Source organism: Aquisalimonas sp. APHAB1-3, from assembly GCF_048323695.1.
Lineage (GTDB): Bacteria > Pseudomonadota > Gammaproteobacteria > Nitrococcales > Aquisalimonadaceae > Aquisalimonas.
On record NZ_JBLWFT010000001.1, the window covers coordinates 104,872 to 116,481 of the forward strand.

The following is an 11,610-nucleotide window of genomic DNA, read 5'->3' on the forward strand; positions in this document are numbered from 1 at the left end:
TCTTAAACTAGGAGAGAGTCATGAGCGCTCCGTATCAGACCAGTCTGGATCTCAGGGCGCCGGAGACGGCCGAGGGCGATGCCGCCAAGGGCCTGAAAGACGCAAAGGAAGCACTCGGCTTCGTGCCGAACATGTATGGCGCCATGGCGAACTCGCCGGGCGTGCTGACGACCTATCAGCACGGCTACGCGAAACTGCGCCAGGAATCCGGGTTTTCGGCACAGGAACAGGAAGTTGTCTTTCTCACCATCAGTGTCGCCAACGACTGCGGGTACTGCCGGGCGGCCCATGGCACCATTGCCGACAACATGTCCAAGGTGCCCCGGGAAGTGACCGACGCCATCCTTGCCGGCAAACCGGCGCCGGACGACAAACTCGGTGCCCTGCAGCGTTTCGTGCAGGTGATGTTCGACACGCGCGGCAAGCCCGAGCCGTCGGACGTTGAGGCCTTCAAGGTCGCCGGGTTCAGTGAGCGGCATGTGCTCGAGGTCATTCTTGCTCTGGCGGTGAAGACCCTGAGCAACTATACCAACCACATCTTCCACACCACGGTGGATGATGCCTTCGCCGGCCGTAGCTGAACCGGCGTGACGCCACAGGCCGTCACCGGAAAGTGGCGGCCGTTCTCCCCCCGCCGCGCTTTGCGGTTTTCCCCAATGTGTCAGGCCGGCGTGGGCCGGTTAGGGTAGCGCCGTACCCCTGAATGTATGGAGGCAAGACGATGGTGTGGCTCATCGGTTCTGCGCGTGCGGTCGCTGTCGGCATGGCGGTGGCGGCGACGGCCGTCTCTGCGGACGAAAGGCGGTTTACCCCGTCGGATATCCTCGAGTGGGATCGCCATTCGTTCGAGGGTGACACCACCTATGAACTCGTCGAAGTGGACGGTCGCCAGGCCATTCACGCCCGGTGCACCGATGCGACGGCCTCCGGGCTGTTTCTGGACGAGTCCGTGGATCTGGACAAGACGCCCATCGTCGAATGGGAATGGCGGGTGGACGAGACGTTCAGTGGCATTGACGAAACCGTCCGTGCCGGCGATGACTACCCCGCGCGCCTTTACGCCGTGGACGAGCACAGCGTGCTGCGCTGGCGCACCCGTGCGCTCAACTACGTCTGGGCAAGCGAGATGGCGCAGGGCACCGACTGGGAGAATGCCTATGCGTCCCAGGCGCGCATGATCGCCCTGCAGTCCGGCCCCCCGGAGGAGAGCGGGCGGTGGGTAACCGAGCGCCGCAACCTGCGTGACGATTTCTGGACCTACCACGACCGCGAGCCCGACACCGTCGATGCTCTGGCAATCATGACCGACTGTGACGACGTGGGGGAGCCCATCGAGGCGTGGTACGGGGAAATCCGCCTGCTGCCGGAGTGATTCGGGTACGGTAATTACGAATGTTGTTCACCGCCGCGCGCGGGCACACTCACGGCGTATCCATACTCGACAGGGCTGCTCGACATGGCAGGAAACGGAAAACTCATCATGCGCATCGCGCTCGGCCTGGCTGTGGCCGGGCTGCTGATCGTCGGCTATCAGTTCCGGGGCGAGCTGAGCCCGGGCATGCTGCAGCGTCGCCTGGACGACCTCGGCATGATGGCGCCGTTCGCCTTCATGGCGGCCTATGCGGTTGCAACGGTGGCTTTCCTGCCCGGCCTGGTCTTTACCATTGCCGGTGGCGTGCTCTTCGGGCCGATTTTCGGCACCGTCTACAGCCTCCTGGGGGCAACGGTCGGTGCGATGCTGGCGTTCCTGGTGGCACGCTATGCCGCCTCGGATCTGGTGGCTGCCTACACCGGCGGGCGGCTGAAGAAACTGATCGTCGGCGTGGAGCGCGAGGGCTGGCGGTTCGTGGCGTTCACGCGGCTGGTGCCGATCTTTCCGTTCAACCTGCTCAACTATGCTCTCGGGCTGACCCGCATCGGGTTCGTGCCCTACGCCATTGCCACCTTCATCTGCATGGCCCCCGGCGCCTTCGCCTATACCTGGATCGGGCATGCGGGTGCCGAAACGGTGGCCGGCGGGCGCAGCGGCATCAACGCGGTGCTGATCGCCCTCGGCCTGCTGGCCGCGGTGATCTTCCTGCCGCGACTGATCAGGCGATTCAAGAATGATCCGACCCTGGATGTCGAAGCGGCGTCGGACTCGGCCACAGCGACAGCGGGTGAGCAGAACAATGACCGAAACGTTTGATCTGGTTGTCATTGGGGGCGGCGTCGGTGGTCTTGTGACCGCCAGCGTCGCAGGGCAGCTCGGGCTCAGTGTGGCGCTGGTGGAGCGGGGCGACAATCTCGGAGGTGATTGCCTTCACTACGGTTGTGTGCCGAGCAAGACCTTGATCCGCTCTGCGGAAGTTGCCCACCTCGCTGGTGATGCGACGCGTTTCGGCGTCAATGCGTCCATAGGGCCCACCGATCTCGGTGCGGTCATGGATCGTGTCGCGAGCGTGGTGGCGGGTATACAGGCGCATGACGACCCGGACCGGTTCCGTTCGTACGGAGTGGATGTGATCTTCGGTGAAGGGCGATTCGTGGATGCTCACACCGTTGCCGTCGGTGACCGGAGCCTGCGTGGGCGACGCATTCTGGTTGCCACCGGATCGCGCCCCGCCATGCCGCCGGTACCTGGGCTCGCCGAAGCCGACTACTGGACCAACGAGACCGTCTTCCGGCAGCGTGAGCTCCCGGCACGGCTCGCCGTGCTCGGCGGTGGCCCCATCGGACTGGAACTCGCCCAGTCGTTCTCCCGCCTGGGCAGTCAGGTCACCGTCCTGGAGATGGCGGATCGTATCCTTGCGCGGGAAGATCCAGAGATCACGGCGGAACTCGAGCGCGTGCTTGCCGACGAAGGCCTGGACATGCGCACGGGTACCGCCGTCACCTCCGTGGCCCGGCACGGGGGTGGCTATCGACTGACCTGTCGCAAGGGCGATGACGACCAGACCGTCGACGTGGACAGAATTCTGGTGGCGGCGGGCCGCCAGCCCAACACCGATACGCTGGCGCTTGAGAACGCCGGCGTTCAGGTGGAGAAGAGCGGCATCATCGTGGATGCGCGCATGCGCACCAACGTGAAGCACATCTTCGCGGTGGGCGACGTGTGCGGCCCGTACCCTTTTACCCACGTGGCCGAGTATCAGGCCGGCGTGGTGATTGCCAACGTGGTCTTCCGGCTGCCGAAAAGGGCCGATTACCGCGTGATCCCCTGGGTGACCTATACCGCGCCTGAACTGGCACATGTCGGCCTCACCGAAGCGGCAGCACGGGAGCAGGGGTATGATATACAGATTGCGCGGTTTCGCTTCGGCGATGTGGACCGTGCGCTGGCCGAAGGCAATACGACGGGGCTGCTCAAGATGGTGATCCACCGTGGCCGGATCCTGGGCGCATCCATCCTCGGGCCCCATGCGGGCGAGCTGGTCCACGAGCTGGTGCTGGCCATGCAGGCGCGGATCAAGGTCAAGCACCTCTCCGGTGCCGTGCACGCCTATCCGACGCTAGCCCAGATCCATCGCCGTGCGGTGAATACGCTCTATGCGGATCGGCTCTATTCCCCCATGACGCGCCGCGTGGTGGGCTGGATTCAGCGGCTGGTGCCGTGAGCGCCACGGCCCGCCGTGGTGCCAGGTGCCGGGAGGTGGTCGCCATGCAGGCGGCAGGGGTCGTGAGCGAGGTGCGCTCGCACGCGGGCAGGGGCCTCGCTCCCCACGTGTTGACGTTCGTCGGGTACCTGGCTCTGGCGTTCTGGGCGTCACAGTACACGTTCGACGCCTCCGGCGTGCCGCTGATCTGGCCGGCCGTTGGGCTGGCGATGGCGGTCATCTGGCGCTTCGGATACGCCCTCGCTGTAACCGTTGTGGCGGCTGCTCTGGTTGCCCACGTGTCTCTTGGCGCGGCCGTCGCGGACGGCCTGTCGCTGGCCCTGGGTGATGGCGCCAGCGCTGTCATCGGAGCGGCGTTGCTGCGGTTTCTCGGGTTGCGGGGCGATCTGGCCTCGTTGTCGGAGCTGTACAAGCTGGTGGGCGTGGGCGTCGGGGTGACGGCGCTGGCGAGCGGCACGTCCGGGGCGCTGGTTGCCGTGGGGTTGTCCGGCGATCTCCTTGGCACCGTGCTTCTGTGCTGGCTGGCCGACACCATGGGTGTGGTGCTGATTGCGCCGTTGGTGGTCAGTCTGCACATCCGCCCGCTGCCCGTGCATCAGACCCTGGGCGTTGTGGCAGCCTTGGTTCTGGTTCCTCTGGTGACGTTCTTCATCTATGCGAGCTGGATTCCACAACCCATCAGTCTGCCGTTGTCGTACGCAGTGTTCCCCCTGGTCATGCTGGTCGCCCTGACGCTGCCGCCCTGGGTGGTCATGGCAACGGTTGCGCTAACCAGCGCCGTGGCGATCCACTGCACGGGCATGAACAAGGGGCCGTTTGCCAACATGGGCATGGCGCCGGACCTGCTCTCCCTGCACGCGCAGCTTGCCATGCTGGTGGCCACCGGCATGGTGCTGGCCGCAATCCGCGCCGAGCGCATGGCGGCGGAGGCACAGGCTCATGAGCACCTGCAGGCGCTGGCGCGGGCCGGGCGCATCAACGCCATGAGTACGCTGGCGACAGGTATCGCCCATGAGATCAACCAGCCCTTGTGCGCCTTGAGCAGTTATGCCCAGGGGACGAACCGCATGCTGGCCCGTGGAGCGACACCCGAGCAGCTTCGCGAGCCACTGGAGCGCATCGTGGCGACGGCTGACCGTGCGTCCGACATCGTTCGCCGCACGCGGCGGTTCCTGGCGCGGGGCGAGTCGGAGACGGGACCGGCAGACATCAACGTGCTGGTGATGGAAGCGGTGGAGTTGTTGCGCCCGGAGTTCCGCCGGCGAATGGTTGAACTCCGCCTCAGGCTGTCCGAGCAGGAAGTGCCGGTATCGGTGGACTGGCTCGGGGTTCAGCAGGTCGTGGTCAATCTCGTGCAGAATGCGCTGGAGGCAGTGGACGAAGGGGGTAACACGGTGCAGCGCTGGGTAACCTTGCGCACCACGGCCAATGGTGAAGCCGGGACCGCAGTGCTGTCGGTGATCGACGGTGGCCCCGGGCTTGCGGATCCCGGGGACGGATCGCTGTTCGAGCCATTTGCAACCCGGCGGCGTGGTGGCACCGGTCTCGGGCTTGCCATCGCCCGGTCCATCATTGAGGCGGACCACGGCCGGATCAGCGTGTCCAATGAACCAGGGGCGGGTGCCCACTTCCGTGTGACACTGCCGCTGTACCGTGGGGGCGAAGAGTGAGTGCACCCGACGGCCAGGAACCCTTGATCTACGTGGTCGATGACGACGCGGATGTCCGTGACGCCATCGCGTTTCTGCTCGAGAGCGATGGGTTGAGCGCCGGCGTTTTCGCGGAGCCCGATGCGTTACTTGGCGAAGTCAGCGGGCGCAGCCGGGGCTGCCTCGTCCTCGATGTGCGCCTGCCGGAGATGGACGGCTTGCAGTTGCTGGAGGCGCTGCATGCGCGCGGCGTGACCATGCCGGTGGTCTTCATCTCCGGTCATGGCGACATCCCCCTGGCTGTCCGTGCGGTGCAGGCGGGAGCGCTGGACTTTCTGGAGAAACCCTTCCGCGACGAGGTCCTGCTGGAGAAAGTCAGAGCCGGACTCGCCATGGATGCGCGCCAGTCGGAGCAGGCCCGGGAGCGCGCTGCCATTGACGAGCGTCTGGAACAGCTCACGCCCCGGGAGAAAGAGGTGATGGAGGGCATGCTCGCGGGCAAACTGAACAAGCTCATCGCCGACGATCTGGGCGTGAGTGTGCGCACTGTGGAGGTACATCGTGCGCACGTGCTGGCGAAGATCGGGGCGCGTAACAGTTCCGATATGGTTCGTATGGTTCTGTCCAGCTCGCACTACAACGATTGGCTTGCATGATGTGGCATGACCATTCACGTCTTGTGAACCGCATGCTGGCGCCTGCCGGCATTCTGTTGATACTGGGGACGGTGCTCGGGGTGACCGGCTACCTGCTGATGCCGGACCCGGAGACGCTGTCCCTGCCCGCTGTCCTGTTTTCGGGTGCCGGTTTCGTGCTTGCCGTCGCGTCCGCAGTGGAGGCTGTGCGCGCGCTGTTGACCTACAGGCGATGGCTTGGGGGGCGCGAGCTCATCTGTGACCGCTGTGGCGGGCCTCTGATCGCACCCTACCTGGCGTTGATGCCGTACCGTTGCGTTCGCGACGCTCGCCACTGATCCGGTGCGGTCAGTCGTCCAATCCCACCATATTGCGGAAGGTCTCCTCGTCCAGCACGATGCTGCCGTGGCCGTCCACCTCGTAGCAGGTCAGGGTCTCGCCGCGGCCGGCGGCGCGCGACGCGGGATCGACGCGGGCCGTGACGATGCGGTAGCCGATGCCGTCGTGTTCGCCGTCCTCGACGCTGGAGCGGTCTTCATCCAGCACCAGATCGATGTCGTAGATCTGCCCCAGGGCGATGTCAGGGCGCTCCCGGTGCTGATCCACACAGCTGGCGTAAGGCTCGGGCATGCGGTTGAAACTGGCGATCACCACGAACACCAGTGCAATCAGCACGGCAGCCGCGAAGACGATGAAACCCGTCACCCGCATCATGCGTCGATTCCCCTCTGCTATCTGGATGGGTCGGACATTCGAAGAGCGCATAGGATGAACGCAACTGGCGGCCCGGTCCACCCCTGCGCCCCGGCGGGCTTGACCGCGCGGGCATGGCGGCTGAGAGTGCCGTGTCCGCCTTGCCGTGGCGATGGAGAGCGCCCATGAACGTTGTCTTTCTGGTGATCGTGCTGGTGGCCTTCGTGACCGCCGCATGGCATCAGCTGCAGTACACGCCTGTGGATCCGGACGACCCAGATGAGATCTCGCCCATGGCGGGCCTGTCCGAGGCGGTGGTGGAGTCCGCTGGCGGAGCGGTGGAGCTGGCGATCGGGCTGATCGGCGTGATGACCCTGTTCCTCGGGCTGATGAAGGTCGCCGAAGCGGGCGGCATGCTCACCGTGCTGGCGCGCCTCATCCGTCCGCTCATGACGCGCCTGTTTCCCGATGTGCCGCCGGATCACCCGGCCATGGGCGCGATGATCCTCAACATGTCCGCCAACGCGCTGGGACTGGGGAATGCCGCGACACCGTTCGGCATCCGCGCCATGCAGGAGCTGGAGAAGCTCAACCCGCACCCCGGCACCGCCACCAACAGCATGGCGCTGTTTCTTGCCATCAACACCTCCAGCATCACCCTGCTGCCCACCGGGGTGATTGCGTTGCGTGCCGCCTCTGGTTCGGCCGAGCCGGCGGCAATCCTGCCGTCCACGCTGTTCGCCACTGCCTGCGCGACCGTGGCGGCCGTGGTCGCGGCCAAGGCGTTCCAGCGTCTCAGCCGGCCGCCGGCCGCGCCCGAGCCCGTGACCATGACGGCCGGGGATGCCCGGGAAGCGGGTGCGTCCGACGGCGGCGACCGGGAGCAGGCCGACGATCCGGCCATGACCCGGGCGGCAGCGGAGTCCGCCACAGGCTATCCGGTGTGGGTGTCGTATCTGTTTCTAACGGGTCTGCTGAGCCTGATCCCGCTCAGCATCCTCTACGGCCGGGCGATTGCGCCGTGGATCATCCCGGGGCTGATCGTGTTCTTTCTGCTCTACGGGGTGATCTGCGGCGTGCGCATCTACGAAGTGTTCGTGGAGGGGGCGAAGGAGGGGTTTCAGGTGGCGGTGCGGATCATCCCCTACCTGGTGGCCATCCTCGTGGCCGTGGGCATGTTCCGCGCCAGTGGCGCAATGGAGGCGATGGTGGGCTGGGTCGGCGCCTTCACCGAGCGGCTGGGCCTGCCGGCGGAAGCGCTGCCCATGGCGCTGCTGCGTCCGTTGTCCGGCTCCGGCGCCTACGGCATCATGGCGTCCATCATCAACGACCCGGCCATCGGCCCCGACAGCTACACCGGGCTGCTGGTGACTACCCTTCAGGGCTCCACCGAGACCACCTTCTACGTTATCGCCGTCTATTTCGGCGCCGTTCAGATCCGGCGCATCCGGCATACCCTGGCGGCGGCGCTTACGGCGGATGTGGTGGCGGTAATGGCTGCCGTGGCGATCTGCCTGTGGCTGTTCCTGTGACGACCGTTATTCCGCCGGCGGCTCCGGCGCCTGGAGGTCGTGATTGCCACGGTAATCACTGTGGATGAGCCGGGCGGCCCCGCCGTCGGCTTCGCGGACCACCAGGGTTCCCGGAAGCCCGGAGTTGTCAGCGGTGACCCACAGGCGCAGCAGGCTCTCCAGATGGCTGTCGCGAATGGCGTCGTCCAGGCTGAAAAAGCCGTTCACGGCGTCCACGCGCACCACACCGAACTCCTTGTGCACCGGGTTGCTGAAGTAGGCGGGGGCGCCGAACTGGTTCTCCGGATCATCCGGATCGAACGTGCTGGCGAAACCGTCGAAGTTGGGGGAGTCCTCTGCTTCGCCGGCGGGTACGGTGAGCTGATCCACGAGGCTCTCATGGGCCCACGCGGTGCTGCCGGAGCGGTTGTAGGACACGTGCAGCCATTCGCCCTCACGCTGGAGCTCCATCACCACATCTCCGCGATCGCCCTGGGTGACCACGCCGTGCTCGGTGCCCGGACCGGAGCGGAAGTTGGACGAATAGCTCTGCACTTCCCATAGGTCGCCCGGCGCCGCGGCGGCAACCCCGGCGGCCAGCAGCAGCGTCCACGCGGCGTGGCGGTAAGTGCTCATCAATGATTCGTCCACGTACTTGATACCGCAGGCGGATCGGTCGTCCGGCTGCCGGTTTGAATGTGTACCAAAATGGTCCTGTTTCCTGTAAACTAACCCACATGATACGGATCAATCGGGAAACCGACTACGCCACCGCAATTCTCGGGCTGATGGCCGGTCGCCCCGGCGAACGGTTCAGCGCCGCTTGGCTCGCGGAACAGAGGGGTCTGCCACCGGCAATGGTGAGCAAGATCCTCAAGCAGCTCGTGCGGTGCCAGTTGCTGGAATCCCACCGCGGCGCCAAGGGTGGCTACAGCCTGGCACGGCCGGCGGAGTCGATTTCCATCGCCCAGGTCGTGCGTGCCATCGAAGGGCCCATCGCTCTAACCGATTGCATCGAGGGCGGCGGCCAGGCCTGTCAGTATAGTCCGTATTGTGCCATCAGCAGTAACTGGTCGCGCATCAACGATGCGTTCTACCAGGCCCTGGAAGGGGTGAGCATCAAGGATATGAGTGAACCGCTGTCACCGGAGCATCCCAGCCTCCGGGGCATCGACATCCGGATCAAATCGGCAGTCAGCTGAGCGGAGCGTGTCAATGTCTGCGAGTAATGAAACCATCGAGCAGGTGACCCGGAAAGGCTATGAGTACGGGTTTGTCACCGACATCGAACAGGAGTATGCCCCGCCGGGGCTGAACGAGGACATCGTCCGGTTCATTTCGGCCAAGAAGGAAGAACCGGAGTGGATGCTGGAGTGGCGTCTCGAGGCCTACCGCGGCTGGCTGGAGATGGAGCACCCCGACTGGCAGAAAGTGCGCTTTCCGCCGGTGGACTTCCAGGCCATCTCCTACTATGCGGCGCCCAAAGCCAAGCCCAAGAGCCTGGACGAGGTGGACCCGAAGCTGCTCGAGACCTACGAGAAGCTGGGCATCCCCATGCACGAGCGCGAGGCGCTGCTGGGGGTGGAGCGGCCCGAGGAGGAAAAGCCGGAAGTGGCCGTGGACGCGGTGTTCGACTCCGTCTCCGTGGGCACCACCTACCAGGCGAAGCTCAAGGAGCAGGGCATTATCTTCTGCTCCATGTCGGAGGCTGTCCGCGATCATCCGGAGCTGGTGAAGAAGTACCTGGGTACCGTGGTGCCGCGCAAGGACAACTTCTTCGCCGCGCTCAACTCGGCGGTGTTCTCCGACGGCTCGTTCGTCTACATCCCCAAGGGGGTGAAGTGTCCGATGGAGCTGTCCACGTATTTCCGCATCAACGCGAACCATACCGGGCAGTTCGAGCGCACGCTGATCATTGCCGAAGAGGGCGCGTCGGTCTCCTACCTGGAAGGCTGCACCGCACCCATGCGCGACGAGAACCAGCTGCACGCCGCGGTGGTGGAACTGATCGCACTGGACGATGCCGACATCAAGTACTCCACGGTGCAGAACTGGTACCCGGGGGACGAGAACGGCGTTGGCGGCATCTACAACTTCGTGACCAAGCGCGGTCTGTGTGCCGGCAAACGTTCCAAGATCGCCTGGACGCAGGTGGAGACCGGCTCGGCCATCACCTGGAAGTACCCGAGCTGCGTGCTCAAGGGCGACGATTCCGTGGGTGAGTTCTACTCCGTGGCGGTGACCCGGAACCGGCAGCAGGCCGATACCGGCACCAAGATGATCCACATGGGCAAGAACACCAAGAGCACCATCGTCGCCAAGGGCATCTCCGCCGGTGAGGCGGACCAGACCTACCGCGGCCTGGTGCGGGTGAACCCGACGGCGTCCGGTGCCCGTAATTACTCCCAGTGTGACTCCATGCTGATCGGCGACAAGTGCGGGGCGCATACCTTCCCGTACATCGACATCCAGCACCCGAGCGCACAGCTGGAGCACGAGGCGACCACCTCCAAGATCAGCGACGAGCAGATGTTCTACTGCCAGCAGCGCGGTATCGGCACGGAAGAGGCCGTCTCGCTGATCGTCAACGGCTTCTGCAAGGACGTCTTCAAGACCCTGCCCATGGAGTTTGCCGTGGAAGCGCAGAAGCTGCTGGAGGTCACGCTGGAGGACAGCGTCGGCTGATCTTCGCGGCGAGAAGTCAATGAACGCCCGACCCTGCGGGGTCGGGGTACACGGAATAGATGTGAATCTGGAGTTCGGAAATGGCATTGCTTGAAATCCGTAACCTGCACGCCACGGTGGAAGGCGAGGAAATCCTCAAGGGCATCAACCTGAGCCTGAACACCGGTGAAGTGCACGCCATCATGGGCCCCAACGGCTCGGGCAAGAGCACCCTGGCGAAGGTCATCGCCGGTGACCCGGGCTACGAAGTGACCGGCGGCGAAGTGCTGCTGGACGGCAAGGACATCCTGGAGATGGAGCCGGAGGAGCGCGCCCGGGAGGGCATGTTCCTGGGGTTCCAGTACCCGGTGGAAATCCCCGGCGTCTCCAACACCTACTTCCTCAAGGCCGCCGCCAATGCCATCCGTAAGCACCGCGGCGAGCCGGAAGTGGATGCCGCCCAGTTCCTCAAGCATGTGCGTGAGCGCATGGAGCTGGTGCAGATGGACGAATCCCTGCTCAAGCGACCGGTGAACGCCGGCTTCTCCGGTGGTGAGAAGAAGCGCAACGAGATTTTCCAGATGGCGGTCCTGGAGCCGCGCCTGGCGATCCTCGACGAGACCGACTCCGGCCTCGACATCGACGCCCTGCGCACGGTCTCCCACGGCGTCAACGCCCTGCGCTCCGACGATCGCGGCTTCTTGCTGATCACCCATTACCAGCGTCTGTTGAACTACATCGTGCCGGACACCGTGCACGTCATGGTTGATGGCAGGATCGTGAAGTCCGGTGGCAAGGAACTGGCCGAGGAGCTGGAAGCATCCGGCTACGCGATGTTCGAGGAAGGTACGGCCGCCTGAGC

The 11,610-nt window shown here is 65.0% G+C and carries 13 protein-coding genes; 11 read left to right on the forward strand and 2 right to left on the reverse strand.

The window, feature by feature from the left end:
* Positions 1 to 20 precede the first annotated feature (20 nt).
* The 7 genes from ACNSTU_RS00435 to ACNSTU_RS00465 all read left to right on the forward strand — a co-directional run bounded on the left by ACNSTU_RS00435 (position 21) and on the right by ACNSTU_RS00465 (position 6,218).
* The gene (locus ACNSTU_RS00435) at positions 21 to 581 is read left to right on the forward strand and encodes a carboxymuconolactone decarboxylase family protein (RefSeq protein ID WP_290631408.1); all 561 of its coding nucleotides are present in this window, start codon (positions 21 to 23) and stop codon (positions 579 to 581) included.
* Positions 582 to 721: 140 nt separating this feature from the next.
* On the forward strand, positions 722 to 1,372 hold the full coding sequence (locus ACNSTU_RS00440; RefSeq protein WP_290631406.1) for a DUF3047 domain-containing protein: 651 nt from the start codon (positions 722 to 724) through the stop codon (positions 1,370 to 1,372).
* A gap of 108 nt (positions 1,373 to 1,480) precedes the next feature.
* Entirely contained in the window at positions 1,481 to 2,188 is a 708-nt protein-coding gene (locus ACNSTU_RS00445) for a TVP38/TMEM64 family protein (RefSeq protein WP_290631404.1), read from the forward strand.
* Positions 2,172 to 3,596, forward strand: a complete 1,425-nt coding sequence (locus ACNSTU_RS00450; RefSeq protein ID WP_418211988.1) for a dihydrolipoyl dehydrogenase family protein — start codon at positions 2,172 to 2,174, stop codon at positions 3,594 to 3,596. Before ACNSTU_RS00445 ends, ACNSTU_RS00450 begins: the two co-directional genes overlap by 17 nt.
* 44 nt (positions 3,597 to 3,640) lie before the next feature.
* Positions 3,641 to 5,266: an ATP-binding protein gene (locus ACNSTU_RS00455; RefSeq protein WP_418211989.1), complete on the forward strand. Its 1,626-nt coding sequence runs from the start codon at positions 3,641 to 3,643 to the stop codon at positions 5,264 to 5,266.
* Entirely contained in the window at positions 5,263 to 5,901 is a 639-nt protein-coding gene (locus ACNSTU_RS00460; protein ID WP_290631398.1) for a response regulator transcription factor, read from the forward strand. The genes ACNSTU_RS00455 and ACNSTU_RS00460 overlap by 4 nt, the downstream gene beginning before the upstream one ends.
* Positions 5,898 to 6,218 (forward strand): hypothetical protein, encoded by a 321-nt coding sequence (locus ACNSTU_RS00465; RefSeq protein ID WP_290636722.1) that lies wholly within the window; start codon positions 5,898 to 5,900, stop codon positions 6,216 to 6,218. The genes ACNSTU_RS00460 and ACNSTU_RS00465 overlap by 4 nt, the downstream gene beginning before the upstream one ends.
* 10 nt (positions 6,219 to 6,228) lie before the next feature.
* Here ACNSTU_RS00465 and ACNSTU_RS00470 read toward each other — a convergent pair whose 3' ends face one another.
* A complete protein-coding gene (locus ACNSTU_RS00470; protein WP_290633897.1) occupies positions 6,229 to 6,594 on the reverse strand; it encodes a hypothetical protein in 366 nt (121 codons plus the stop codon).
* 164 nt (positions 6,595 to 6,758) lie between these two features.
* Between ACNSTU_RS00470 and ACNSTU_RS00475 the strand changes: the two genes are divergently transcribed.
* Positions 6,759 to 8,105, forward strand: coding sequence for a nucleoside recognition domain-containing protein (locus ACNSTU_RS00475; protein WP_290633899.1), 1,347 nt, complete (start codon positions 6,759 to 6,761; stop codon positions 8,103 to 8,105).
* A 6-nt stretch (positions 8,106 to 8,111) separates the two neighbouring features.
* Here the strand turns inward: ACNSTU_RS00475 and ACNSTU_RS00480 are convergent, their stop codons facing one another.
* A complete protein-coding gene (locus tag ACNSTU_RS00480; protein ID WP_290633901.1) occupies positions 8,112 to 8,720 on the reverse strand; it encodes an SH3 domain-containing protein in 609 nt (202 codons plus the stop codon).
* Between the two features lie 101 nt (positions 8,721 to 8,821).
* Between ACNSTU_RS00480 and ACNSTU_RS00485 the strand changes: the two genes are divergently transcribed.
* The 3 genes from ACNSTU_RS00485 (at position 8,822) to sufC (ending at position 11,608) form a co-directional block, all read left to right on the forward strand.
* Complete coding sequence (locus tag ACNSTU_RS00485; protein WP_290636724.1) at positions 8,822 to 9,286, forward strand: SUF system Fe-S cluster assembly regulator; 465 nt, start codon at positions 8,822 to 8,824, stop codon at positions 9,284 to 9,286.
* Positions 9,287 to 9,299: 13 nt separating this feature from the next.
* On the forward strand, positions 9,300 to 10,769 hold the full coding sequence (gene sufB / locus ACNSTU_RS00490; RefSeq protein ID WP_290633906.1) for a Fe-S cluster assembly protein SufB: 1,470 nt from the start codon (positions 9,300 to 9,302) through the stop codon (positions 10,767 to 10,769).
* A gap of 80 nt (positions 10,770 to 10,849) precedes the next feature.
* Entirely contained in the window at positions 10,850 to 11,608 is a 759-nt protein-coding gene (gene sufC / locus ACNSTU_RS00495) for a Fe-S cluster assembly ATPase SufC (protein WP_290633908.1), read from the forward strand.
* The last annotated feature ends 2 nt before the right edge of the window (positions 11,609 to 11,610 follow it).